This window comes from Paenibacillus sp. GbtcB18 (genome assembly GCF_019091125.1).
Classification (GTDB): Bacteria; Bacillota; Bacilli; order Paenibacillales; family NBRC-103111; genus Paenibacillus_F; species Paenibacillus_F chitinolyticus.
In genome coordinates, this window is record NZ_JAGXJX010000001.1 from 495,070 (window position 1) to 519,017 (window position 23,948).

Here is a 23,948-nt window from a genome sequence, read left to right on the forward strand (position 1 = left end):
GCATCCGTCCGCTTGGTTGAAGCGGCAAATGCCCAGATACGGCGTGCTTTTCCGGCCTGTGCCCGATTCGAAGGGATACGAACACGCGTTTTGACGTGCGGAAAGACTTTGTGATATGGTGTACATGTCCTTTGGCGGAACGGGCGACCGTCCTGTCATCGGACTTAAAACTCGCTAACGGATAATGAGGGAATGTTGTGCTTGTAACCACATCGTACGACCCAGCCTCCGAAGACGTGGACAAAGCGATCGCCGCAGCCCGGACGCTGGGCGGCCGCTTTGTACCGCGAAAACGGCTGACGCTTTCCGGATTGCGTTCGCGTTTCGGAGAAAACGAAATCCTTCTGATTACGAAGGAAGGCTTAAAATATGACTTCGGCGGTCCTCACGCGCTCTTTTTCCATCCGAGCATGGCACTGGTCCGCTATAAACGGCTTCGGCAGGGTTCTTCCGATCCGCTTCTTGAGTTGTCGGGAGCAGGCCGCGGCGATGCCGTTGTAGACTGCACGGCCGGACTCGCTTCCGATTCGATCCTTTTTTCCTTCGCAGTAGGGGAGGAAGGTTCAGTAACGGCTTGGGAGCATGGCCGGGTGCTGGCCTATTTGCTCGAGCAGGGCCTTGGCTCCTACCAAACGGGAGAAGCCGAATTCGACGCCGCCATGAAGCGCGTTGCCATCCGACAGGGAGATCATCTTGACGGGCTGCGCGCCATGGAAGACAACAGCTGCGACATCGTGTATTTCGATCCGATGTTCCGGGCGCCGATCCAGGAGTCTTCAGGCTTGTCGCCTCTGCGCAGTGCGGCGGACGACCGCCCTCTGGAAGCGGTCGCCGTGGAAGAAGCCCGTCGTGTCGCCCGGCGCTGCGTCATCCTCAAGGAAGGCCGGCAAAGTGGAGAATTCGAGCGGCTCGGTTTCCGGGAGACCGTCCCTACGGGCAGCAAGCTGGCGTACGGGGTGATCCGATGCTGAACAGCCCAGGCGCCAAACCGAAGCTGCTTGTTCTGATCGGCCCCACTGCGGTCGGCAAAACAAAGCTGAGCCTTGAAATAGCGGAGCGGTGGAACTGCGAGATCCTTTCCGGGGATTCCATGCAGGTCTACAGAGGGATGGATATCGGGACCGCGAAAGCGACGCCCGAAGAGAGGGCCGCAATCCCTCATCATATGATCGATATTCACGATCCGGGTTACCCTTACTCCGTCGCCGAGTTTCAGCAGCGCGTCAGGCAGCTTGTGCCTGAGATTACAGAGCGGGGGAAGCTTCCTTTTCTCGTCGGCGGGACGGGACTCTACGTGGAATCCGTCTGCTACGAGTATCAGTTTCTGGAAGCCGGGGCGGACGAAGAATTCCGCCACGAGAAGAATCGGTTCGCGGAGGAGCATGGAGACGAAGCTCTCCACCGGACGCTTGCCGAGGTGGACCCGGATTCTGCGCTTAAGCTGCATCCCAACGACCGGCGGCGCGTCATTCGCGCGTTGGAAGTGTATCATCTGACGGGAAAACCGTTATCGGCCCATAACGCCGCCCAGAAAAAAGAATCCCCTTACGAACTATGTATAGTCGGACTGACCATGGACCGTCAGCTGCTGTACGGGCGCATCGAAGAGAGAATCGACATCATGATGGCCGAAGGGCTGGTTGATGAAGTGAAAAGACTGCTCGAAAGCGGAGTGCCCCGCCAATCGGTTGCGATGCAGGGTCTCGGCTACAAGGAAATGGTCTCTTACCTGGACGGGGAGATCTCCTTGGAAAGAGCGGTCGAACTCTTGAAACGGGACACGAGACACTTTGCCAAAAGGCAGCTTTCCTGGTTCCGTCACATGAAGGATATCCAGTGGATAGACGTCACGGATACCGCAAACTTTTCTGGGCATCTCGAACATTTCCATGCTATAATAACAGGAAAGTTTGTACACGATAACGAATATAATGCATAAGCAAACGCTTGCTTTTAGACTTGGCTTAGTTTGATTATGTTAAGGGGGACCTTCTGATGAAACAATCGATCAATATTCAGGACAATTTTCTGAACCAGCTCCGTAAAGAAAGCATTCCCGTTACCGTTTACTTAACCAACGGGTTTCAAATCAGAGGGTTGATCCGCGCTTTTGACAACTTTACGATCATTATCGACAGCGACGGCAGACAGCAAATGGTGTACAAGCACGCCATCTCCACGTTTACGCCTCAGCGTTCCGTATCTTTGATGCCGGCGCCTGAGCAGTCCGCTGCCGAATAAACGATCGGCAACTTTTTGTTTACCTGCTTCGTCTAAATTACAGAACCGTCCGGAACAACCTTATTTTATAGGGTTGTTCTTTTACTAGTATGACACTTTTGCAAGGCAGCCAGCCCCAGAGAGAGCCATGCACAGAAAGAGAGGGAGCGTTGATGGCAGCAAGCAGTAAAACGCCTTCGAAAGGCAAGAAACCGAAAAAAAAGGGGAGTGCGGCGAAGGTTATATTGGGTGTGATTATTGCCGCCCTTCTCGCGCTCATATGCGCGATGAGTATTTATTTAGTCGTTTATTTGAATGGTCTTAAAATTCTTACCGCGAACATAGACAAATTGGACGATGCCCTGGGAGCATCGGTTATTTATGATGCCGACAAACAGGAAATCGCCAAGGTCATCAAGGAGAATCGCGAGAATGTCAAATTCGAGGAGTTTCCGAAGCAGCTTGTGAATGCTTTCGTGGCGACGGAAGACCGCCGCTTTTTCGAACATGCGGGGGTTGATTTCTGGTCGCTCGGCCGTGCGGTCGTCAAAGACGTTATTGCTCGCAGCGCAGTCGAAGGTGGCAGCACGATTACCCAGCAGCTCGCGAAGAACGTATTCCTGAACTCGGATAAAACGTTCTTCCGTAAAGGGACCGAGATGTCCATTGCACTGGCTATCGACAACAAGTACAGCAAGGAACAAATCCTAGAGAAATACCTCAACCGGATTTACTTCGGCAGCCAGGCTTACGGGGTAAAAGCGGCGGCAATAAGGTATTTCGGCGTGTCCGACCTCAACCAGCTTCAACTGTGGCAAATCGCTACATTGGCCGGTCTTCCGAAAGCACCATCGAAGTATTCGCCGATCTCGGATCCCGAGGCGTCCAAAGATCGCAGAGCCGTCGTTCTCAAACTTATGGCGGATCAGGGGCTGATCACCGAAGAGGAACGCGCCCAGGCGGCGGCCGTCGATTACGATCCTAAATCTCAGACACCGGTTGCGCAAAGCAACCTGTTCCCGAGCTTCCGTGACTACGTCATTAAAGAAGCTTACGATTTATACGGGGTTACGGATGAGCAGATCTCGAACGGCGGGTATAAAATTTATACGACGCTGAACAGCACGGCCCAAAAGGCAATGGATAAGGCGTACACGAACGCGAAGCTGTTCCAGCCGGACGGACCGGAGCAGCCGATGCAGAGTTCGATGGTCATTATCGATAACGCCAGCGGCGGGATCGTTGCGATGACAGGCGGCCGGGACTATAAATCGGGAACGTGGAACCGTGCGTATAAGCCGCGGCAGCCGGGCTCCTCGTTTAAACCGCTGGTTGTTTACGCGCCTGCGATCGAGAAGAAGGGCTACCTGCCTACATCCATGCTGGACGACACCAAGCAGGAATTCGGCAAATACGCACCGAGAAACTATGACGGGCAGTATCTGGGTCAAGTCGATATGACCTATGCGATCAAGAAATCCAAAAACATTCCGGCCGTTTGGACGTTAAGCAAAATCGGCATCAACACCGGTAAAGATTTCGCCAAGCAGCTCGGCATTACGTTCGACGAAAACGACAATAACCTGGCCATGGCCCTGGGCGGTATGACCAAAGGGGAGTCTCCGCTGCAGATGGCGCAAGCTTATGCGGCCTTTGCGAACAACGGCGTTTATAATCAGGGTCACGCGATCTTGAGAATTGAGAAAAGCGACGGAACCGCAATCGATTATAAAGCCGAGCCTAAGAAAGTGATGAGCGAGAAAACATCCTGGTATATGACCCAAATGATGAAAGAAGTCGTATCCAGCGGCGGAACGGGTGTAAGAGCGGATTTCGGCCGTCCTCTGGCCGGTAAAACAGGTTCGACCCAGCTCGATTTGAAGGGGCTGGAATCGCACTACCGCGATATCTGGTTCGTCGGTTATACGCCTCAGTGGACCGGGGCCGTCTGGGCCGGTTTCGACAAGACGGATTCGAAGCACTATATCCGCAAAAATTATTCGGACCGCGCCAACATGGTCTTTAGCGCCGTCATGGCCGAAGCGATGAAGGGCATTCCTGTAAAAGATTTCGAGCGTCCGAGCGGAGGCAAACAAATCGAGCAGGAGAAGCCTCCGGTCCAAGAGAAGAAGAGCGTGACGGACTTGAGAGCAGGCTGGCAAAACAGCGGCGTGCGCTTGAGCTGGACGGCTGCCGAAGGAACAAGCGCCTACCAGGTCTTCCGCAAAGGACCGGGGGAAACCGACTTCAGCCAGCTTACGCCTTCCAACTCAACGGAATACATGGATCAAACCGTCCAGCCCGGCGGCACTTACGAGTACTATGTCGTTCCGGCCAACGGAGACGCCGCAGGGGTCCAATCCAACGTTGCGTCCGTTAACGTTCCGGGAACGGAGCCGACTCCGCCGCCTTCCAACCCGGATGAGAATAACAACGGGGAGAACGGCAACGGAAACAATAACGGGAACGGCAACGGCAATGGCAATGGAAACGGAAATAACAACGGAAATGGAAATGGACATAACAACGGAAACGGCAACTCAGGTAAAGATAAAGATAAAGACAAAGATAAAGACAAGGATAAAGACAAAAAACCGGGCAATACGGGCGGCGGCACAGGAAACGGAGGCAGTACCGGCGGCAGTACCGGAGGTACTGTTTCTCCGACACCGACCCCAACGCCGTCTGAACCGGCAGGATCGGGAACCACAGGTTCCAGAGACGGTGACCTGCAGCCGAATAACGGCTAGCAGCCGTACATTCAACATCCCTTACTTAACAGGTGAGGGGTGTTTTTTTATGAGTTGAAAATAGCTGTAAATTATTTCAATTCGCCTCTTGTATTTCTTATTAATCCCAGTATAATACTAGGTATAAGATGCTGAAGGAGCTGATGGTCATGCGAACCCCCTCTGTACAAGAATGGTCCCGTAAATGGGTAGATGATCATCTCGATCTGTATAATTACGCCGGCTCCCTTGGAGATACGGAGTGGCAGCAAGCGATAATGGAATTGCTCAAGTTCAGGGACAACTACGTTCAGCAGGAAATTCGGGCGAGGTTGAGACAAGATCTTTGGAAAATGTATGATTCGATTAATTTAAAAATGCTGGAGCTGTTCGAACAGCTAAGGCAGTGCAAGGACAACACTCAGATTGAAACGATCCGGGAGCAGGTATGGGTTCTTAAATCGCAGAGGATTGAAATATCGAAGAAAATATTAGCGGTCAAGTAAGATGGGGATGTTTTGAAGTTTATTCGGTTTCTTACGCCGTGAAGTCTTAGAAAGCAAAAAAAAAGACATGCGGTCGTCCGCTCTGCCGGGATGATGACCCTACTCATTGTGGGATGAATAGGCGATTCAGTTAGGAAGTCCGGATTACATAGACATTTGTTTCATCTCGCTCATCATCTTCATCATCATTGTCATTTTCTCGTCGCACTCTTGCATCTTGCCCATCATCATGTCCATATCCATGTTCATTTCGGACATCATGTTCATCTGCATCATGCTGTCCATCATGGATTTCATGGTGTTCATTTTGCACATCATTTCATCCATACACATGGTCATCATCATTTGCATGCACATTTTTTCCATGTTTGTCGCCTCCTTTCACTATCAAATTTTTACTACTCTAGTAAGATACCCCATTTACCAATAAAAGACAACCTATATCGGACAATTCGGCAGAAATATTTCTGTCTTTTTTTGGATTTTAACAGAATTGTCAAGATATCCGGACCCGGACAGCAAAAAACTGACGAGAGAATGTCTCTGCGTCAGTTTTTTATCGTTAACCGCTGCGATATCTTCTCAACCATTAACGACGGTGCCTCCGTTGACGTGAAGAATTTGCCCCGACATGTAGGAAGAGTCGTCCGAAGCGAGGAAGACGTAGCTCGGAGCGAGCTCCTCGGGCTGCCCGGCCCTTTTCATAGGTGTATCCGAACCGAAAGCCGCTACCTTGTCCTCCGTAAAGGTGGACGGAATAAGCGGTGTCCAGATCGGTCCCGGAGCTACGCCGTTTACGCGGATCCCTTTTTCGATAATGGATTGGGAGAGCGCGCGGGTAAAGGAAACGATGGCCCCTTTGGTGGACGAGTAGTCGATCAGCGTCGGGTTTCCTTTATAAGCGGTGATGGAAGCCGTGTTGATAACAGCACTTCCTCTTTTTAAATGAGGGAGGGCTGCCTTCGTAAGGAAGAACATCGAGAAAATGTTGGTTCGGAACGTTTTTTCAAGCTGCTCCGCCGTAATATCTTCAAGGCTGTTCTGCGGATGCTGCTCCCCCGCGTTGTTGACGAGAATATCGAGTTTGCCGAACTCGCCGACAGTCTGGTCGATCACTTTTTTACAGAACGATTCGTCTCCGAGGTCGCCCGGGATCAGAAGGCATTTGCGGCCCTCCCGCTCTACAAGGGACTTGGTTTTCTCCGCATCCGAATGCTCGCTTAAGTAAACGATGGCCACGTCCGCCCCTTCCTGTGCGTAGGCCACGGCAACCGCACGCCCGATTCCGCTGTCACCTCCGGTAATGAGCGCGACCTTGTCTTTAAGCTTGCCGGCCGGCCTGTATTTGCTGTTCTCGAATTGCGGCTGAGGGGTCATTTGCGTCTCGATACCGGGTCGATTGTTCTGGTGCTGCGGCGGGAATGTCTGCTTCTGCTCCTTGTTCGTCGTCATGAAAACCGTCTCCTTTCTGTTCTAGCTTCCTTTTGCACGGAAAAAAATCATGTTGCTGCATAACCCTGTAATGGTAGCTGAATTCGGGCTTGAATCCTGCGCTTTCATACAAATGAAGAGCGGCCGCATTGTCCTGCAGCACTTGCAGGAAAACGGACTGTGCGCCGTCGTCGGCGGACCAGGCAGCCAAATGAGCCAGCAGCGCTTTCGCGAAGCCGTGTCCCCGGCGGTCTTCCCGGACAATGATGTTGGACCAGATCGCCCGGCCGCCGGAGGCAAGGGCCGTACCCAGTGCGACGGTCTCGCCATCGCGCGACAGCAGGCGGACGAATGCCTTCGGAGCGGGCATGCGTTCCAGCAGACCTTCGTAGAAGGAGCGTGCTTCCTCGGCATGACCCTCCAGCAGCATGTAATCTTCCATCCATGCCGGGTCCGGGGACGCAAACAGCTCGGCGGTGATGTCGGTACGGTCTTGATGCGGGCGCAGCCTCGCGTTCAGTTCCGTTGCCGGAGCGATCATACCGAAGCAGGGGGCCGTTACAATGCCGCCCCTCTCTTCCAGCATGAAATCCAGCTCCGGCGGCGACGAATCACTGATATGAAACACGGCTGGCAGGCCGCGGTCACGATAGAATCGGCATATCCGCTCATACCAGTCGGGCTCGGCCGGAAAATCTCCGACGGCAAGCACGCTGTTTGCGCGCTTCGTAAATCCGCCAGACGCTCTCAGGCGCCAATGGCCAAGCACTTCGCTTTCCTCGGGAGGCCACTGGTCCGCCGCCCATTTTTCCAAAGCAAGCCAATCCATCTTCTTGTTCATCGGGTCATCTCCTTGACCTAACTCGTCTTTACCACACACGGGAAACAACTAAACGAGCCGGCATCTTATAAACATGCATAGATATGTATAAAAATACAGCCTTCTTCATTTTTATTCAAGCATTTTCATGATCAGCTCCGCTGCCGGTACGAAAATATCTTTTTCGACAAAAATGATTTAAAATAAAAGAAAAACGCTGTGGAGGTCCCTATGCTGTTTATCGATAATCAATCCATTACAAAACCGCAAATCAATTTGGCGATAGAGGAATATGCACTCAAAAATTTGCCTGCAGACGAAACCTATCTGCTTTTTTACATAAACGAGCCTTCGATTATTATAGGAAAAAATCAGAACACGGTGGAGGAAATCAACACGGAGTATGTGGAACAGAACGGAATTCACGTTGTCAGACGCTTGTCGGGAGGCGGGGCCGTTTATCACGATCACGGAAATCTGAATTTCAGCTTCATCACCAAGGATGACGGCGAATCGTTCCATAACTTTCGTAAGTTCACGGAGCCCGTTGTACAAGCTCTGCGCAAGCTGGGGGTGGATGCCGACCTGAGCGGACGCAACGATATTCAGGTGGGAGAACGCAAAATTTCGGGCAACGCCATGTTCGCGACGAAAGGGCGCTTGTTCAGCCACGGAACGCTGCTTTTTCAATCCGACATCGAGCATGTCGTTTCGGCGCTGCGGGTCAAAGCGGACAAAATTCAATCCAAAGGCATCAAATCCATCCGCAGCCGTGTCGCCAACATTACGGAATTCCTTAATAAGCCCATGACGATCGAAGAATTCAGACAAGAGCTTCTGGAAACTATTTTCGGCATGAGCGCATCGGAAGTGCCTCAGTATGTATTAACGGAGAAGGACTGGAAGGCGATCCACGAGCTTTCGGCGGAGCGCTACGGCAACTGGGATTGGAATTACGGCAAATCGCCGAAAAGCGAACTCGTCAATTCCAAGCGTTTTCCGGTGGGAACGATTGATGTACGGATGAACCTGGAGGAAGGCCGCATCGGTAAAATGAAAATTTACGGCGATTTCTTCGGGGTCAAAGATGTCGAGGAGATCGAACGCCTGCTTACCGGCGTGAAGTACGATACCCAGTCGCTGGAACAGGCACTCGAGGGGACGGATATTACCGCCTATTTCGGCGCAGTCGGCAAGGAAGAATTTATCGGGCTGCTGACTTTGAAAGGAGAGGAGGCGTAATGCCTCGTCTTTCCCGCAAATCATCGCCTCCGGCGGCATGTCCCCAGTGCAGCGGCAAGAAGTATATTTCGTTTAACTGGGCCCGGTTCCAGCACGGCCACGATGCCGAATCGAAGCAGGTGCAGCGGGCGCTCAAGATCGAGAGACAATTGAAGCATGGCTGGGAATATGCGTGTGAGAACTGCGGCAGCAGATGGTACCTCGGAAGAGACGGCATTATGATGTCGTATATTCACCCTTCCAAAGCCGGTCTGGTGGAGCATTGGAATGCGGGTACCTACGAGGTATCCGATGAGATTTGGGACGAGCTGGGGAAAATCGGGGCCACGGCTCAAGGCAGCATTGCCGGCGGCCGGACTTCCGCGGAAGTTCCCTGCCGGGTGACGACCGTGCGCGGCGAAACGTTCGACATGGCGTACGTCAGCTTTCAAAGCCGGCCACCGATCGATTTGTGGCAGGACGGCCGCCGTATCCGTTTTTGCGACGAGGTCGCAAGCGTGGAGCCGTCTCCTTATACGCTTCCGGCCGATGTCAGGCTGGCCACTTCCCGGGCGCAGGAGATCCGGATGGGCTACGCGCCTACTGCGGTTCAGGCGCCTGACGGCCATCTTTTCCAGTTGAACTGGGCGAACGATTTTTTTGCCTCGGGACCCTATAAGGGTGAAGATCTGAGGCTTACCGACTTGGCCGGGGATTGGGATCAGGCGGACATGGCAGGCGTGCCTTCGGAGTATATCCTTTACTTTATCGCGGATTGGCGTGCCGATCTGGATTCGCTTTATTTGGACGCGGCAGGCGGCCGAGCTTCGGAGCAAATTTCCGCGGCGCTGGATGAAGACGGTGACACTTCGGCAAAGGATGCATCCGGAGAGTTGGAGCAGGCTGAAGGCACGGAAAACCGTGAATAATGACTTCGTTAAGTCGATAAATATCTGATTCGTGCCTGTTTTTTGAAATGTATAGATAGAGCAAAGAGGGGCGGAAGATCCCCTCTTTTTTATGGTTAATATGAAGCTTTTGCGGGAAGGAAAAGGAAAGTCTAAACCCGGTTTACACTCGTTTAAAGAGTTTTCTAAAAATCAATGGAGTATTCTATAGGTTTTGGGGCTTTGGAAGAAACCGTTTCAACAATCCCCCGGTCATATTGAACCTCTCTTACATAAATGGATTTGTAATATTGTTTATAAATATCGGTCTGGCGCACCTGCGTGGAAGAGGTATCGTACTGGACAGCTCCATAATAATCACGATGAAAAGGCGCGGTTTCCGGTGCGGTGTACACCTTGGAGTGAGGCCATGCATAGCTGAATTCTCCCGAAGCGTTTCCGACCACGGCCAGCCTTACAAGTTTGACGATACCGCTGTTGTAGACTCCGCTGATTTGCAGAGAAGCGGTTATTCGCTTAGGTTCGGTTAGGGTATGACTGCTGCCGCGAGCAGTGGACACTAGGAAAATGTCATTTTCTCTCGGGCTGGATGTCGAGCTCGTCATGCTCGTTCCCGCGTTCGAATAGACGGAGTGATCATAAACTTCGGAAATTTGTTCCGCAGGATCGAGAGCAGGTTTACTTTGCAAGGCAGGACTCTTCTGTTTACGCTTGGGATCCGTATACCGAACGGCCGCATCTGTGATTCCCCGGTGCTCGGACAGAATGCTGAACGTGCTGAACCGGATACCGCTTGCGGTGTCCGTATACTCGGATTCTATAGCTGCACCATAAACCGCAGTGGCAGGGGTGACTGCCGTAAAAACTGCGGCAAGCAGTGCCGGAACTAATTTCTTCACGGATTCACTTCCTTCAAAATGAGGATACAAGGCGACCTTAACATATGTTCCAGTATATGGCAATAAACGATTGCTTCGGAAACCCGGTACCCGGGCCTCAAGCTCCCTTTAAATATGCGTACGTCCCGCCGCCAAGTTTGTTGCATGACCCCGTTCCTTCCCTGCATATAATTACGAAAGAGGTGAGGAGAATGGACGCAACTTCAAGACGAATAACGGTCAGAAGCAATTCACAGATCAATATTGTGTTCAACAGTCAAGAGGCTGCGCCGCTTACACAGGAACCGGAAAACACGACCCTGGATATCCAATCCGAAACGTTCAACGAAACGCTCAAGGAACTGAACACGATGATCGGCCTGCAGGAAGTGAAGGATCTCATTTATCAAATGTACGCGACGCTGCATATCAACAAGCTGAGAAGCGCAGCCGGACTTAAAGATAACGCACAGGTTTACCATATGATTTTTAAAGGCAATCCGGGGACCGGCAAAACGACCGTGGCGAGAATACTGGCCAAGTTGTTTAAAAGCCTGGGAGTTCTGAGCAAAGGACATCTGATCGAGGTGGAGCGTGCCGATCTCGTCGGAGAATATATCGGGCATACGGCCATCAAAACGAGGGATTTGGTCAAAAAAGCGCTCGGCGGCATCCTTTTTATCGATGAAGCCTACAGTCTGGCAAGAGGCGGCGAGAAGGATTTCGGCAAGGAGGCGATCGACTGCCTCGTGAAAAGCCTGGAAGATCACAAAAATGATTTTATATTGATTCTCGCCGGGTACCCTGACGAAATCGATTATTTTTTATCGACGAATCCGGGGCTGCCTTCGCGTTTTCCGATTCAGGTTGATTTTACGGATTACAATGTGGATCAGCTTATTCAAATCGCGGAATTGATGATGAGCGAGCGTGATTATACCATGCGCCTCGAATCGGTCAATAAACTGAGGGACGTCATTATAATGGAGAAAGAAACGAGCCTTAATTTCAATAATGCCCGGTTCGTGCGCAACGTGATTGAGAAATCGATAAGAAATCAGGCGGTCCGGTTATTAAGCCGGTACAAAAAGCCGTCCAAGCAGGACCTGATGGAGATCCTGCCTCAAGATGTGACGGTAACGGAAAATAAGCTTAAAATGGAGTACGGCGTTTCTTAACCCGCCTAAATGGAGAGTGTACGGCTAAAGCAGTGCCGCAGGCTGGCATGAAAACCGCCGACTAGAGCTCGGAGCACGGTCTGCCCGGCATAGGGCGAAAAAACTTATCTGCAAAAAGATAAGTTTTTTTATTTGCAAGCTGCTTGTGCTTTTCCGGCTTAAATGCGCCTTAACGGCTGCGTGAATAGACTCCGTATAAGCGATGAAAGGATGAGACCTCGCCGAAGGCAAAAGAAATTGGTGAATACCTTTGTAAAAAAGGTAATAATGAGAGATAATGATGCTTTAGATCCCTTAACGAGCCTATAATTCCCACCAATATGGCGATACATATACCCAAAAGGAGACACTGTATGAAACAAACAGGTCATGAAGTCAGAACCGGAATGAAAGACCGCGCTATTCTTGTAAGCCTGGTCACGGATAATATGAAAAAACACGAAGAACTCGTGGCTTACTCTCTCCAAGAGCTGATCCAGCTCGCGGAAACGGCCGGCGTCGAAGTGCTGGAAACGTTGACGCAGAACCGGGAAAGCGCCGATACGAAATGGTTTATCGGCAAAGGCAAGGTCGAAGAGCTGAAAGCGCTGATCGATGAGCACGAGGCGACGACGGCGATCTTCGACCAGGAACTGTCGGGCGCGCAGGTGCGCAACCTGGAGGAAGCGCTGGATGTCAAAATTATAGACCGGACGCAGCTCATCCTCGATATTTTTGCCGGGCGCGCCCGCACCCGCGAAGGGATCGTGCAGGTGGAGCTGGCGCAGCTGAGCTACCTGCTCCCGCGGCTTTCGGGGCACGGGAAGAACTTGTCCCGTCTCGGCGGGGGCATCGGGACAAGAGGTCCCGGCGAGTCCAAGCTGGAGACGGACCGCCGGCACATCCGCGGCCGCATCAGCGAGCTGAAGGCGCACCTTCAGGAGATGGTCCGCCACCGCACGCTGCACCGCGAACGCCGGCGCAAAACCGGTGTCTACCAGGTGGCGCTTGTGGGGTACACGAACTCGGGCAAATCGACGCTGCTGCGTCAATTGACGAACGCGGACGTGTACGTGCAGAACGAGCTGTTCGCCACGCTCGATCCGACTTCCCGCACGCTGGAGCTTCCGAGCGGCAAGGAAGTCGTCCTGACCGATACGGTCGGATTTATCCAGAACTTGCCCCACGATGTCGTTGCGGCATTCCGGGCCACGCTGGAAGAAGCGTGCGAAGCCGATTTTCTGCTTCACGTCGTGGACAGCTCCAGCCCGATGCGCGAGGAGCAGATGCGGGTGGTGAATGAAGTGCTGGGCGATCTGGGAGCGAGCGGCAAGCCTCAGGCGGTGCTTTTTAACAAGATCGATTTATGCACAGAGCAAGAGCTTCAAATGCTGACGACGAACCTGCCGAACTTGCGGATCTCCGCCTATGACGAGGAAGACCAGGAAAGAGTAAGACTTCTGATTCAAGAAACGCTGATGGGAGACAGCCGCACGTTCCGCATTCCGGCGGATAAGGGAGATATCATCGCTCTTGTGTACCGGGTAGGCGACGTGGCGGAGAGCGGGGCGGAAGAAGACGTACTGACGTTCCGGGTGAACATTAATAAGGATGATTACGATAAAGTGCAGTATCTGCTTGCTCCTTACGAAGTCAAGGAAGAGAAGGACAAGCAGGACACGCAGGGAGAATAAGGGAGAGGGAACGGACGATATGCAATTCGATTCAGACATCATGGCCATTATGGAAAAGGCGGAAGAAGGCGTTCAACCGCGCTTCCGTGAGATTGAACGGACGATCGACCACAATCAGTGGAAGGTGATCGCCGCTTTTCAAAACCAGGGCATAAGCGATTATCATTTCGCTTCTTCTACGGGTTACGGCTACAACGACAGAGGCCGCGAGCTGCTTGATCTCGTGTATGCGGAAGTGTTCGGAGCGGAGGCTGCGCTCGTGCGTCCTCATTTCGTATCGGGGACCCATACGATCGGCACGGCGCTTTTCGGCGTATTACGGCCGGGGGACGAGCTGGTTTATATCACGGGCAAGCCTTACGATACGCTGCATAAAGTAATCGGGAAGCCGGGTGACGGCACCGGTTCTCTCCAGGACTTCGGGATCGGCTACCGGGAGGTACCGCTTCTGGGCGACGGCTCCCTCGACGAAGCCGGTATCCGTGCGGCGATTACGCCGAAAACGAAAGTCATCGGCATCCAGCGTTCGCGCGGATACGACTGGCGCGCGTCCTTTACCGTTGCGGCCATCGGGGAGATGGTGAAGCTTGTGAAAAGCATCCGTTCGGACCTGATCGTATTCGTCGACAACTGCTACGGCGAATTTACCGAACGGCTGGAGCCAAGTGAGGTCGGAGCCGATCTTATCGCCGGGTCTTTGATCAAGAACCCGGGAGGCGGGCTTGCGGCTTCGGGCGGGTATATCGCCGGCCGCAAAGAGCTTGTCGAACTGGCGGCCTACCGGCTGACGGCGCCTGGAATCGGCGGCGAAGTGGGGGCCATGCTGGGAACGACCCGCTCGCTGTATCAGGGGCTGTTCCTGGCCCCCCATCTCGTCGGACAAGCCGTGAAGGGGTCGGTGGTCGCCGCGGCCGTCTTCGAGCAGCTCGGCTTCAAAACCCGGCCGAGACCGGAAGATCCCCGCACGGATCTGATTCAGGCGATCGAGTTCACGAGCGCCGAGCATCTGATCACGTTTGTGCAGGGGGTTCAGCGGGCATCGGCGGTAGACGCGCATGTGACGCCGGAGCCGTGGGATATGCCGGGGTACGAACACCCCGTCATTATGGCGGCAGGCACCTTCATCCAAGGGGGAAGCCTGGAATTGTCCGCCGACGCTCCGATCCGGGAGCCGTATATCGCCTACATGCAGGGCGGTTTGACCTATTCCCACTGTAAATTGGGCGTGTTGACGGCTCTACAGCATATGAAGGAGCGGGGTTTGCTCTAAATCTCATGTGAGGTTCGGGCAAAAGGTTGAGGGTAATCCGCGAAAAGCGGAAAAGAAACGGGCATTTCGGCTTTTTAAGGGGCTGAAATGTCCGTTTTATTTTCTCTTGTAAATTAATCTAACATGACTTGACATGTTTCCGTACTTTCCTTTACAATAAGAGCAGAACTTAACGTTCAGGAGTGAATCGATCATGAGTGATGATATCCGCAGAAATATGGCTCTTTTTCCAATCGGTATTGTAATGAAACTGACCGATTTGACTGCCAGACAAATTCGTTACTATGAGCAGCACGAACTCGTGATCCCGGCAAGAACCTCCGGCAACCAGCGGTTGTATTCGTTCAACGATGTGGAGAGACTGCTTGAGATCAAGGATCTGATTGAGAAAGGCGTTAACATTGCGGGCATTAAACAAGTGCTGCTGCCGATCTCCAAAGACTCCGAGGAAGCTACCGTTATTACCGAACAAACCGAAGTGAAACGCAAAGAACTGACAGACACCCAGCTGCACAAAATGTTGAAGCAGCAGCTGCTCGGCGGGGGCAAGCGTCCGGGTCAGGTATCGCTGATTCAAGGTGAGTTATCCCGATTTTTTCCAAAATAAAAAACAATGGGGTAAGAGGAGGAGAAGTTTATGACAGTTTCTTACACGAAAGAGGATATTCTAAAAATCGCCAAAGAAGAGAACGTCCGTTTTATCCGTCTTCAATTCACCGATCTCCTTGGCACGATCAAAAACGTGGAAATCCCGGTCAGTCAGCTTCAAAAAGCGCTTGATAACAAAATGATGTTCGACGGTTCGTCCATTGAAGGTTACGTGCGTATCGAGGAATCCGATATGTATCTGTACCCGGACCTGAATACGTGGGTCATCTTCCCTTGGGTGACGGAAAGCAAAGTTGCCCGTCTGATCTGCGACGTTTATCTGCCTGACGGGACTCCTTTCCCTGGCGATCCGCGCGGAATTCTGAAACGTGCTCTGAAGGAAGCCGAGGAAATGGGCTACACGTCGATGAACGTAGGTCCCGAGCCGGAATTCTTCCTGTTCAAAACCGACGAGAAAGGCAACCCGACCCTCGAACTGAACGACCAAGGCGGATATTTTGACCTGGCTCCTACGGATCTTGGCGAGAACTGCCGTCGTGAAATTGTGCTTAAGCTTGAAGAAATGGGCTTCGAGATCGAGGCTTCCCACCACGAAGTGGCTCCGGGACAGCACGAAATCGACTTTAAATATGCGGATGCGATTAAAGCTGCCGACCAGATCCAGACGTTTAAACTTGTCGTTAAAACGATCGCCAGACAGCATGGGCTGCACGCAACGTTCATGCCGAAGCCGCTCTTCGGCGTAAACGGTTCCGGTATGCACTGCAACCAGTCTTTGTTCAAAGGCGGAGAGAACGCATTCGTAGACGAGAAAGATCCGTTGGGCCTCAGCGCAGACGCTCGTCACTTCATGGCCGGTGTCCTGCAACATGCCCGTGCATTCGCAGCGATTACAAACCCGACCGTCAACTCTTACAAGCGTCTCGTGCCCGGTTACGAAGCACCTTGTTACGTAGCCTGGTCTGCGAGCAACCGCAGCCCGATGATCCGTATTCCGGCTTCCCGCGGCCTCAGCACGCGTGTTGAAGTTCGTAACCCGGATCCGGCGGCTAACCCGTACCTGGCTCTGGCGGTTCTGCTGAGAGCGGGTCTGGACGGCATTAAGAATAAAACTCAGCTGCCGCCTCCGACCGACCGCAATATCTATGTCATGACCGAAGAAGAGCGTATCGAGCAGGGAATCCCTAGCCTTCCGGGTAACCTTAGAGAAGCGCTTGACGAGCTGATCAAAAGCGAAGTGATCAGCGACGCGCTGGGCGAACACGCGCTTGCGCATTTCGTGGAACTGAAAGAAATCGAGTACGACATGTACCGCACTCAAGTTCACGCTTGGGAACGCGAGCAGTACATGACGCTTTACTAAGATAGCCGGGCCGGGTAAGGCCGATCGAAGAGTGGTATTCAAGATCATACGATCAGCTCCCGGGCTGCCGCATAAAAAAAGAACCCGCAGAAAGCAATTTCTGCGGGTTCTTCTATGTTATTAGCGTAATAGGCAGCTGCATTGCCAAGGCCGGATTAATGGATGTTGCGGAACAGACCAATCACTTTGCCCAGAATCGTCACATTATTGAGCAAAAGAGGATCCATGGTGGAATTCTCGGGCTGCAGACGGATATGATCGCGTTCTTTGTAGAAACGCTTCACCGTCGCTTCGTCTTCATCGGTCATGGCGACGACGATGTCTCCGTTGTTCGCCGTCTGCTGCTGACGGACGATCACCATATCTCCGTTGTGAATGCCGGCTTCGATCATGCTCTCGCCCACGACATTCAGCATAAAGACGTTATAGTCGCTAACGAGGTGCATCGGAAGAGGGAAGTAGTCTTCAATGTTCTCGGTAGCCGTAATCGGCATACCTGCGGTTACTTTGCCGATGAGAGGGACTTGCGCGATGGAAAGCGCGAAATCGGAATCTCCGTCCGTAATCTCGATGGCTCTCGGTTTCGTCGGATCGCGGCGGATCAGCCCCTTCTTCTCCAGACGTTCGAGATGCCCGTGCACCGTCGAGCTGGATGCCAGACCTACGGCTTCCCCGATTTCTCTGACGGATGGCGGATAGCCTTTATCTTTCACTTCATTCTTGATAAATTCAAGGATGGCCAGTTGGCGCTGCGAGACCTTGCCCATTACGTATCACTCCAGTATGTATAAATTACCTAGAGTATAGCACAGAACCGGAGTTCGTACAAACATAAGTTCGAAAAAATGCGTTGACACAAACATTCGTTCGTGTTAAATTCAAAACAGAACAAATGTTTGGAGGCGTTATTGATGAATGCATACTTTGCCAATCCGGAACTTTCCTTACATACAAGAAGCGGGGATCAGCCCGCAACCGACAAGACTTCACCGCACACAACGGCAGCTAATAGAGCGAACGATCATCGGGAGAACAGCAGCCGTTATACGTCGCGTGTTTCCGATTTCAAGAGCGAACAGGGTGCCCTTAAAGCGGGAGAGAGAACAAATGTTCGATATGCAAAAAATTCTAATCGCAATATCGTCCGCACGGCCGTAATCGCGATTGTACTGCTGATCGCTTTCAGCTGCGGCATTATGGTTCAAGCGTTCGCGAGCGGCGAGAACAGCCCGGCCGACGGACAACGTCAGGCAGCGGTTCTTAACAAGCAGGAGAACGCAGAGCCTTCCGTCATCGTACAAAGAGGGGACACGCTGTGGAGTATCGCTGCGGCTCAGGTTCCGGAAGGTTCCGATGTGCGGGCGTATATTTACAAGCTGCGCAAGGTTAACCAGTTATCCGCGGGAGACGTCCTTAAAGCAGGCGATGTCATCAAACTGCCGTAAGTCTTTCTTCTATTAGAAGGTTTTCTCCGCAAGTATCTGCATGCCCCACACGCAGCCCGTTAACGGACCCGAAATGAAAATACCGAATAATCAAAAGACATGTCCTGTCAGGATATGTCTTTTTATCGTTTATCGTGTCCGTTTAAGTCAGGCGGCTTCTTGACAATCCCCATAGCGAATGGCAAAGTATAAGATATTGAACGGCTGAATAGGAGGTTTACGTATGAGTGACAGTTTCCAACTTAAAGTACAGCGCATTAACGAGTTGGCCCGGAAAGCAAAAAGCGTCGGATTATCGGAGGCTGAGCTTGAGGAGCGCAACGAACTGCGTAAAGAATATATTGCAGCTATGAAAACACAGCTAAGAGGTCAGCTTGATTCCATCCATTATACGGATGAACAATAAATCATCGGCCGACTGAGGCAGTAAAGGGGATCTATAAGATGACGGTAAAAGCAATTTTGTTCGACTTGGACGACACTCTGCTGTGGGATGACCGGAGTGTGAAGGAGGCGTTTCAAGCTACCTGTGAGGAAGCGGCCCGCCATGCGGATGTGAGTCCGGCGGAGTTGGAAGCCTCCGTACGCAAGGAAGCGCGCGCTTTGTATGAAACTTACGAAACGTTTCCTTTCACCCAGCACATCGGAATCAACCCGTTTGAAGGGCTGTGGGCCAACTTTACGGAAGGAAAGCAGGAAGAGTTCCGCAAGCTGCAGGCTCTGGCACCCGGTTACCGCAAAGAAGCGTGGACCCGCGGACTCGCCGCTCTCGGCGTTAACGATCCGGAGCTGGGAGCGCGGCTCGCCGAGCAGTTTCCCGCCGAACGGAGATCTCGTCCCATCGTTTATGAAGAGACGTTCGAAGTGCTCGCCGAGCTTAAGAAGTCTTACAAATTGCTCCTGCTGACGAACGGATCCCCCGATCTGCAGCGCGAAAAACTGGCGGGAGTCCCGGAGCTGGCTCCTTACTTCGATCGCATTGTAATCTCCGGCGAATTCGGCGACGGTAAGCCGGCCGTCACGATTTTCAATCACGCCATGGAGCTTCTCGGTCTTCAAGCCGGGGAATGTGTAATGGTAGGCGACAAGCTGACGACCGATATTCTCGGGTCCTTCCGCTGCGGGATGAAGAACATGTGGATTAACCGGCACGGTATGCTCTTTAACGGAGAGGCCAAGCCAACGTTTGAAATCACCTCTCTTCGTGACATCCGGGGTATTCTGGAAGCGGAGCGGGAAGTTCAAATATCGGGATAAAAACAAAACCCGCCGCTCGTTTCTATACGAGCGGCGGGTTTTTTCTCGGATAAGTTAAATGAGTAAGCGCCGTTGTCCGGCTTGAGGCGTCTTATGCTTTTTGAAAAGTCGGATCCTCGAACGGGTGGGCAATCCAGCCTTCGGTTTCGATAAAGAGGCGGACGGCAACGATTTGACGATTGTCCATCAGAGTAAAGAAGTGCGGCTTGTGTTCCGGTACGGAAATGACATCGCCCGCTTCCAGCTCTACGTTGAAATAACCGACATCGTCGGAACCTTTGATGATAAAAATTCCTTTACCTGCCGTGATGGCACGGACTTCGTCCTCGGTGTGCGTATGCACTTGTTCGAATTTTTTAAGAAGCTCGTCCAGGTTCGGAGTCGCATCGGAAAGTGCGATGATGTCCCATGTCTGGTAACCGCGGCGTTTGGCGAGATCGCGGATTTCTTCGTCGAAGGTGCTCAGAATTTGAGCTTTCTCCTCGTCGGACAAAATGAATTTCTCCTGAATGTCGGCAGGCAGCTTGTTCGGATTCCAATGCTCGTACAAAACTTCCTGGCGGTCCAGAAATGCCCGGACATTCTCCTCTCCGGAAATGCGTTCACCCGTGTTGCGAATATGAATTTCAGCCATTTCTCATCCCTCTTTCTTTCTCGGAAATAATAGCCGCCCGTAGGTCGGAATAGGTTTATACCTGATTATAGAGGATAAACCTCCGGCTGTCGATGATTCCCGGCAAAAAACACGACTTTTCCGATGGGATTTGAAAAGAACGCTTCTCCTGCTGGAGAAACGCTCTCTTTTTTTGCCGATATAGAGGTCCGGTTAAGGAGCCGAGTCGGGTTGAAATCGTCAGGATTGTTTATCCCGCTCGGTCGTTTCGATGCTTTTCTCCACATCGTCCACCATTTCTTTGGTTGACGTGCGGAATTCGCGCAGCGTATCCCCGAAAGCGCGTCCGAGCTGCGGCAGCTTGGAAGGGCCGAACAAAATGAGGGCCAGCATCAAGATGATGAGCAGTCCCGATATGCCGATATTGTTGAGCATGGGAATGCCTCCTTTCCAAGTTGATTTAGGTGTTCAATCAAACTTAACTGGTTCCGGCGGACAGGTTCATCCTGCGGACGTAGCGGGCGGACAGAAGGATGCTGCATTCAAACAGCGCAATCAGCGGAATCGTGACGGCAATGTGGGAGAAGAAGTCGGGAGGCGAGATCGAAGCCCCGACGATTGCCAGTCCGATGTAGGTATATTTGCGCGTTTTACGCAAGTTTTCGGGCGTCAGCAGACCGAGCCTTGTAAGAAACAGCACGAGAAGCGGCAGTTCGAACGCGATTCCGAGCGGGAACACGACGTTGAAGACGAGACCGAAAAACCGGTCGATGCCGTAGGTCTCGGCGGCCCCGATGCTGCGGTTGATAGTCTGCATAAACCGGATCATCATCGGAAGCACGACCGTGTAGCCGAAAGCGGCGCCCGATAAGAAAAGCGCGAAGGAAACAGGGACATAGATCAGCGTCCCCTTGGCTTCCTGCTCGCTCAGGCCCGGCCTGACAAACGCCCACAGCTGATACAAGAGCAGCGGCAGAGTGAGCAGGACGGCGAACAATACGGCGCATTTCATGTAGATGGCCAAGCCGTCCGGAAGGGCGAACACGTTCCAGTGAAACGAAAGCGCCGCCGGAGAATCTTTTACCGCGTTCAAAATAACGGGGGAAACGTAAAGCCCTCCGATCAGAGCCAGCAAAAACCAGGCCGCCACCAGAATGAGCCGTTTGCGCAGCTCCTCCAGGTGACCGATCATTTCGGATGGCCGGTCCATAAGCCGTCACCTCATTTCTATGCCCAGAGCCCTGACGGTTCAGACCAGCGGGCCGCTTTTTTTCAAATAAGTCAAAATTCCCTCGGCGGCGCGGTAAGCGAGTGCCCCCAGTGTTCCGGTCGGGTTATACCCGCTGTTGTGAGGGAAAGCGGAAGCGCCGACGACAAACAGATTTTCGACATCCCACATTTGCATGTAGCTGTTGACGGCGGAGGTTGAAGGATCGGCCCCCATGATGACCCCTCCCGTGTTATGGGTGGACTGATAGGGCACGATGTTATAGGTGCTGATCGTGTTGGACGTCTCGACCTTGGTCGGTTTCATTTCCTTCATCACGGCCGTCGTTTTCTCGGCAAGGTATTTGACCATCTCCTTGTCCTGGTCTTCGAAATCGTAGGTCAGGCGGAGCAGGGGAAGCCCGTAAATATCCTTGTAGGTCGGATCGAGATCCAGATAGTGGTGCTGCCAAGGCATGTTGGCGCCCTGCGTGCTGACGTTCAGGAACCGGTTGGCGTATTTGATCGTGGTCTGCTTAAATTCTTTGCCCCACCTCGGGGTGCCTTGGGGCGCCGGGTTGTGGGCGATCGGACGCAGTCCGGCCTGGGTAAAGCGGATGTTCGCCCCGTGCAGGAAATTAAGGGGGCCGTGGTCGAAGTTGTCGCCGTTAAAATCGTCGAAGCAGCTCCCCAGGGCCCCCGCCCCCGCGAAAATGCTGAACTCCTGATCGTCGTAGAAGCCGGCTGCGCCCCCGCCCGTAATCTGATAGGCATAATTTTTGCCGATGACGCCCGTTCCGCTTTTGGGATCGTAAGGTTTGCCCAGATTGGACGTGAGCAGAAGCCGGACGTTGTTGAACACATAACTCGCCAGAATGACAAGGTCCGCAGGCTGCTCGAATTCTTCGCCGGTAGGCGTATTGACATATACGACTCCCGTCACTTTGCCCCCGGTGTGCAGAATTTTGGTGACGTTCGAGTTGGTGCGGATTTCGAGATTGCCGGTTTTCTCGGCAACGGGGAGAACGGTAACGACGGGATCGGCTTTCGCCCCGTACTCGCATCCGTACCGTTCGCAGAACGCGCAGTATTGGCAGGCCGCACGGGCGATTCCGTCGGGATTCGTGTAGTTCTCCGACAAGTTGGCGGACGGGATAACATACGGGTGATAGCCGAGCTTCTTGGCGGCGTCCTCGAAAAGGACCATCCCCGGCGTCTTTTTCATCGGGCCGGTCGGAAAGGGGGCGGAACGTTTGCCGACCATTTCGTTTTGCTCTTTTTCACCGGAGATCCCGGCCATTTTCTCGTACTTGTCGAAGTACGGTTCCAACTGGTCGTAGGTGATGCCCCAGTCCTGCAGCGTCATGCCCTGCGGAATTTTATTTTTGCCGTAGCGTTCGATCGTTTTGGTACGGATTTCAAAATCGTAGGGCAGAAAACGGTAGTTCTGGCCGTTCCAGTGCACGCCGGCGCCGCCGACACCGTCTCCCATCAGGAAGGAACCGTAGGAGCGCATCGGAAGGGCGCGTACTTTCTCGCTGCTGCGGAACGTCACCGTCTCCTTCGACAAGTCCTGCATAAGCTCGTAACGCTGGGAATAGCGGAGTTCGTCGTGGGCCATGTAGTAGTCTTCGGTTTTGCGGCTTTTGCCGCGTTCCAGTCCGACGACTTTGTGCCCGGCCTTCGTTAACTCCGAGGCCAGAATACCGCCGGACCAGCCCATTCCGACGATCAGGATAGGTACTTTGGGAAGTTTGGTTGCCATTCTTCGTTGTTCCTCCTAGTCAGGAATGATTCGTATGGTCGTGCAAGCTGAGCGGTTCCATGACGGTAAACTCTTTTTTGTCAATGATCGCCGTGTAACTCATCTGATCGCCGGGGTACTTGCGCATCCTCCAGCCCGCCATGTTTTTGTTGCCGCCGTAAAGCGGGTCCGCATACGCACCCTCGATGGTCAAACTGCGCAGCATTTCGAAAAAAGTCTGGCTCGGTACGCCGTTCAACTGCACGTCTTTGCCGCTTTCGAAAGCTTTCAGCACTTCGTCCTGCTCGTTCTCGGCCAGGTCCGCAAACCCTTTCTGGTACTTTTGCTTGCTGTGGTCGTTCATGACCGTGAGGCCCATCACAAACAGCTCATGCCGCTTGTAGCTTGCCTGATAGCCCTGAGTCGCCTCGGCTTTATAAAAGGGACCCATCATATAATCGCGGGCGTTCATCCCCCACTGGCCGGCAAGCTGATGGTCGATATAGTAAGCGACACCAAGCTCCTTGGCTCCGGGGCCCAGTTCGTCCTTCGGAAAAATACGCTCCGTCGCGGCTTCCGTAATACGCAGCTGCTCTTGATTGAAAAACATGGGAGCCTGGTTGTAGTCCTTGGTGTTGCCTGCCTGAGCCTGCCCTTGTCCTTGGGGGCTGCCCGGAGCGGCCTGTTTGTTCTTGGCCATGGAATTGCCGACGATACCGCCGACGACTCCTCCCGCCACAATTCCGCCGAGCGCTACGCCGGACAGTTTCAGAAACTTCCGCCGGGACTCGTCCCGGGGCTGCTTGGTCTGCTGATTTTCTGACATGATGTTCCTCCTGTAAGGGAAGTGGGGTATTCGAGATAGGTGGTTATATCC

24 protein-coding genes and 1 pseudogene are annotated in these 23,948 nt (G+C 52.9%); 15 read left to right on the plus strand and 10 right to left on the minus strand.

All coding sequences use genetic code 11. The features are described 5' to 3' along the window. Positions 1–197 precede the first annotated feature (197 nt). The 5 genes from KVT34_RS02455 to KVT34_RS02475 all read left to right on the plus strand — a co-directional run bounded on the left by KVT34_RS02455 (position 198) and on the right by KVT34_RS02475 (position 5,455). A complete protein-coding gene (locus KVT34_RS02455; RefSeq protein WP_217556501.1) occupies positions 198–971 on the plus strand; it encodes a class I SAM-dependent methyltransferase in 774 nt (257 codons plus the stop codon). Next, the gene (miaA, locus tag KVT34_RS02460; protein WP_217556502.1) at positions 965–1,939 is read left to right on the plus strand and encodes a tRNA (adenosine(37)-N6)-dimethylallyltransferase MiaA; all 975 of its coding nucleotides are present in this window, start codon (positions 965–967) and stop codon (positions 1,937–1,939) included. The genes KVT34_RS02455 and miaA overlap by 7 nt, the downstream gene beginning before the upstream one ends. Before the next feature lie 56 nt (positions 1,940–1,995). Further along, on the plus strand, positions 1,996–2,241 hold the full coding sequence (gene hfq / locus KVT34_RS02465) for an RNA chaperone Hfq (protein WP_009674373.1): 246 nt from the start codon (positions 1,996–1,998) through the stop codon (positions 2,239–2,241). A 152-nt stretch (positions 2,242–2,393) separates the two neighbouring features. Further along, on the plus strand, positions 2,394–4,970 hold the full coding sequence (locus KVT34_RS02470) for a transglycosylase domain-containing protein (RefSeq protein ID WP_217556503.1): 2,577 nt from the start codon (positions 2,394–2,396) through the stop codon (positions 4,968–4,970). A gap of 149 nt (positions 4,971–5,119) precedes the next feature. Continuing rightward, entirely contained in the window at positions 5,120–5,455 is a 336-nt protein-coding gene (locus tag KVT34_RS02475; RefSeq protein ID WP_217556504.1) for a hypothetical protein, read from the plus strand. 144 nt (positions 5,456–5,599) lie between these two features. Here the strand turns inward: KVT34_RS02475 and KVT34_RS02480 are convergent, their stop codons facing one another. From KVT34_RS02480 to KVT34_RS32570, 3 genes and pseudogenes are all read right to left on the minus strand, one after another. Then, the gene (locus KVT34_RS02480) at positions 5,600–5,821 is read right to left on the minus strand and encodes a hypothetical protein (RefSeq protein WP_009674360.1); all 222 of its coding nucleotides are present in this window, start codon (positions 5,819–5,821) and stop codon (positions 5,600–5,602) included. Positions 5,822–6,037: 216 nt separating this feature from the next. Next, positions 6,038–6,907: an SDR family oxidoreductase gene (locus KVT34_RS02485; protein WP_217556505.1), complete on the minus strand. Its 870-nt coding sequence runs from the start codon at positions 6,905–6,907 to the stop codon at positions 6,038–6,040. Between the two features lie 79 nt (positions 6,908–6,986). Beyond that, positions 6,987–7,727 (minus strand): annotated as a pseudogene (locus KVT34_RS32570) (GNAT family N-acetyltransferase); the annotation flags it as partial. A 210-nt stretch (positions 7,728–7,937) separates the two neighbouring features. Between KVT34_RS32570 and lplA the strand changes: the two are divergent. Then, complete coding sequence (lplA, locus tag KVT34_RS02495) at positions 7,938–8,948, plus strand: lipoate--protein ligase (protein WP_217556506.1); 1,011 nt, start codon at positions 7,938–7,940, stop codon at positions 8,946–8,948. Continuing rightward, the gene (locus KVT34_RS02500; RefSeq protein WP_217556507.1) at positions 8,948–9,856 is read left to right on the plus strand and encodes a hypothetical protein; all 909 of its coding nucleotides are present in this window, start codon (positions 8,948–8,950) and stop codon (positions 9,854–9,856) included. The genes lplA and KVT34_RS02500 overlap by 1 nt, the downstream gene beginning before the upstream one ends. A gap of 164 nt (positions 9,857–10,020) precedes the next feature. On the opposite strand, the gene KVT34_RS02505 is transcribed toward KVT34_RS02500, so the two are convergent. Then, positions 10,021–10,734 carry a hypothetical protein gene (locus KVT34_RS02505; RefSeq protein WP_217556508.1) on the minus strand — a complete coding sequence of 238 codons (714 nt, stop codon included), beginning with the start codon at positions 10,732–10,734 and terminating at the stop codon, positions 10,021–10,023. Between the two features lie 191 nt (positions 10,735–10,925). On the opposite strand from KVT34_RS02505, the gene KVT34_RS02510 reads away from it, so the two are divergent. From KVT34_RS02510 to glnA, 5 genes are all read left to right on the plus strand, one after another. After that, positions 10,926–11,891 (plus strand): AAA family ATPase, encoded by a 966-nt coding sequence (locus tag KVT34_RS02510; protein ID WP_217556509.1) that lies wholly within the window; start codon positions 10,926–10,928, stop codon positions 11,889–11,891. 353 nt (positions 11,892–12,244) lie between these two features. Continuing rightward, a complete protein-coding gene (gene hflX, locus KVT34_RS02515) occupies positions 12,245–13,564 on the plus strand; it encodes a GTPase HflX (RefSeq protein ID WP_217556510.1) in 1,320 nt (439 codons plus the stop codon). 19 nt (positions 13,565–13,583) lie between these two features. Then, complete coding sequence (locus KVT34_RS02520) at positions 13,584–14,834, plus strand: methionine gamma-lyase family protein (protein WP_217556511.1); 1,251 nt, start codon at positions 13,584–13,586, stop codon at positions 14,832–14,834. 193 nt (positions 14,835–15,027) lie between these two features. Then, a complete protein-coding gene (locus tag KVT34_RS02525) occupies positions 15,028–15,441 on the plus strand; it encodes a MerR family transcriptional regulator (protein ID WP_009674344.1) in 414 nt (137 codons plus the stop codon). Positions 15,442–15,471: 30 nt separating this feature from the next. Beyond that, positions 15,472–16,806 (plus strand): type I glutamate--ammonia ligase, encoded by a 1,335-nt coding sequence (gene glnA / locus KVT34_RS02530; protein ID WP_217556512.1) that lies wholly within the window; start codon positions 15,472–15,474, stop codon positions 16,804–16,806. Positions 16,807–16,961: 155 nt separating this feature from the next. On the opposite strand, the gene lexA is transcribed toward glnA, so the two are convergent. After that, a complete protein-coding gene (gene lexA, locus KVT34_RS02535) occupies positions 16,962–17,573 on the minus strand; it encodes a transcriptional repressor LexA (protein ID WP_042228118.1) in 612 nt (203 codons plus the stop codon). A gap of 144 nt (positions 17,574–17,717) precedes the next feature. Here lexA and KVT34_RS02540 point away from each other — a divergent pair, with 144 nt between their 5' ends. The 3 genes from KVT34_RS02540 to KVT34_RS02550 all read left to right on the plus strand — a co-directional run bounded on the left by KVT34_RS02540 (position 17,718) and on the right by KVT34_RS02550 (position 19,508). Further along, a complete protein-coding gene (locus tag KVT34_RS02540; protein WP_217556513.1) occupies positions 17,718–18,251 on the plus strand; it encodes a LysM peptidoglycan-binding domain-containing protein in 534 nt (177 codons plus the stop codon). A 223-nt stretch (positions 18,252–18,474) separates the two neighbouring features. After that, a complete protein-coding gene (locus tag KVT34_RS02545) occupies positions 18,475–18,657 on the plus strand; it encodes a DUF896 domain-containing protein (RefSeq protein WP_009674341.1) in 183 nt (60 codons plus the stop codon). Between the two features lie 38 nt (positions 18,658–18,695). Continuing rightward, positions 18,696–19,508 (plus strand): HAD family hydrolase, encoded by an 813-nt coding sequence (locus tag KVT34_RS02550; protein WP_217556515.1) that lies wholly within the window; start codon positions 18,696–18,698, stop codon positions 19,506–19,508. 91 nt (positions 19,509–19,599) lie between these two features. On the opposite strand, the gene KVT34_RS02555 is transcribed toward KVT34_RS02550, so the two are convergent. The 5 genes from KVT34_RS02555 to KVT34_RS02575 all read right to left on the minus strand — a co-directional run bounded on the left by KVT34_RS02555 (position 19,600) and on the right by KVT34_RS02575 (position 23,897). Further along, positions 19,600–20,142, minus strand: coding sequence for a 1,2-dihydroxy-3-keto-5-methylthiopentene dioxygenase (locus tag KVT34_RS02555; RefSeq protein WP_217556516.1), 543 nt, complete (start codon positions 20,140–20,142; stop codon positions 19,600–19,602). Positions 20,143–20,361: 219 nt separating this feature from the next. Next, the gene (tatA, locus tag KVT34_RS02560; protein WP_217556517.1) at positions 20,362–20,556 is read right to left on the minus strand and encodes a twin-arginine translocase TatA/TatE family subunit; all 195 of its coding nucleotides are present in this window, start codon (positions 20,554–20,556) and stop codon (positions 20,362–20,364) included. 43 nt (positions 20,557–20,599) lie between these two features. Beyond that, a complete protein-coding gene (gene tatC, locus KVT34_RS02565) occupies positions 20,600–21,331 on the minus strand; it encodes a twin-arginine translocase subunit TatC (RefSeq protein ID WP_217556518.1) in 732 nt (243 codons plus the stop codon). A gap of 39 nt (positions 21,332–21,370) precedes the next feature. Further along, a complete protein-coding gene (locus tag KVT34_RS02570) occupies positions 21,371–23,092 on the minus strand; it encodes a GMC family oxidoreductase (protein WP_217556519.1) in 1,722 nt (573 codons plus the stop codon). A 19-nt stretch (positions 23,093–23,111) separates the two neighbouring features. Then, positions 23,112–23,897: a gluconate 2-dehydrogenase subunit 3 family protein gene (locus tag KVT34_RS02575; RefSeq protein WP_217556520.1), complete on the minus strand. Its 786-nt coding sequence runs from the start codon at positions 23,895–23,897 to the stop codon at positions 23,112–23,114. Between the last annotated feature and the right edge of the window lie 51 nt (positions 23,898–23,948).

Excerpts from the sequence above, each read along its gene's own strand:
- miaA (WP_217556502.1), top strand. The coding sequence starts at position 965 with ATGCTGAACAGCCCAGGCGCCAAACCGAAGCTGCTTGTTCTGATCGGC.
- hfq (WP_009674373.1), top strand. The coding sequence starts at position 1,996 with ATGAAACAATCGATCAATATTCAGGACAATTTTCTGAACCAGCTCCGT.
- KVT34_RS02470 (WP_217556503.1), top strand. The coding sequence starts at position 2,394 with ATGGCAGCAAGCAGTAAAACGCCTTCGAAAGGCAAGAAACCGAAAAAA.
- KVT34_RS02475 (WP_217556504.1), top strand. The coding sequence starts at position 5,120 with ATGCGAACCCCCTCTGTACAAGAATGGTCCCGTAAATGGGTAGATGAT.
- KVT34_RS02480 (WP_009674360.1), bottom strand. The coding sequence starts at position 5,821 with ATGGAAAAAATGTGCATGCAAATGATGATGACCATGTGTATGGATGAA.
- KVT34_RS02485 (WP_217556505.1), bottom strand. The coding sequence starts at position 6,907 with ATGACGACGAACAAGGAGCAGAAGCAGACATTCCCGCCGCAGCACCAG.
- lplA (WP_217556506.1), top strand. The coding sequence starts at position 7,938 with ATGCTGTTTATCGATAATCAATCCATTACAAAACCGCAAATCAATTTG.
- KVT34_RS02500 (WP_217556507.1), top strand. The coding sequence starts at position 8,948 with ATGCCTCGTCTTTCCCGCAAATCATCGCCTCCGGCGGCATGTCCCCAG.
- KVT34_RS02510 (WP_217556509.1), top strand. The coding sequence starts at position 10,926 with ATGGACGCAACTTCAAGACGAATAACGGTCAGAAGCAATTCACAGATC.
- hflX (WP_217556510.1), top strand. The coding sequence starts at position 12,245 with ATGAAACAAACAGGTCATGAAGTCAGAACCGGAATGAAAGACCGCGCT.
- KVT34_RS02520 (WP_217556511.1), top strand. The coding sequence starts at position 13,584 with ATGCAATTCGATTCAGACATCATGGCCATTATGGAAAAGGCGGAAGAA.
- KVT34_RS02525 (WP_009674344.1), top strand. The coding sequence starts at position 15,028 with ATGAGTGATGATATCCGCAGAAATATGGCTCTTTTTCCAATCGGTATT.
- glnA (WP_217556512.1), top strand. The coding sequence starts at position 15,472 with ATGACAGTTTCTTACACGAAAGAGGATATTCTAAAAATCGCCAAAGAA.
- lexA (WP_042228118.1), bottom strand. The coding sequence starts at position 17,573 with ATGGGCAAGGTCTCGCAGCGCCAACTGGCCATCCTTGAATTTATCAAG.
- KVT34_RS02540 (WP_217556513.1), top strand. The coding sequence starts at position 17,718 with ATGAATGCATACTTTGCCAATCCGGAACTTTCCTTACATACAAGAAGC.
- KVT34_RS02545 (WP_009674341.1), top strand. The coding sequence starts at position 18,475 with ATGAGTGACAGTTTCCAACTTAAAGTACAGCGCATTAACGAGTTGGCC.
- KVT34_RS02550 (WP_217556515.1), top strand. The coding sequence starts at position 18,696 with ATGACGGTAAAAGCAATTTTGTTCGACTTGGACGACACTCTGCTGTGG.
- KVT34_RS02555 (WP_217556516.1), bottom strand. The coding sequence starts at position 20,142 with ATGGCTGAAATTCATATTCGCAACACGGGTGAACGCATTTCCGGAGAG.
- tatA (WP_217556517.1), bottom strand. The coding sequence starts at position 20,556 with ATGCTCAACAATATCGGCATATCGGGACTGCTCATCATCTTGATGCTG.
- tatC (WP_217556518.1), bottom strand. The coding sequence starts at position 21,331 with ATGGACCGGCCATCCGAAATGATCGGTCACCTGGAGGAGCTGCGCAAA.
- KVT34_RS02570 (WP_217556519.1), bottom strand. The coding sequence starts at position 23,092 with ATGGCAACCAAACTTCCCAAAGTACCTATCCTGATCGTCGGAATGGGC.
- KVT34_RS02575 (WP_217556520.1), bottom strand. The coding sequence starts at position 23,897 with ATGTCAGAAAATCAGCAGACCAAGCAGCCCCGGGACGAGTCCCGGCGG.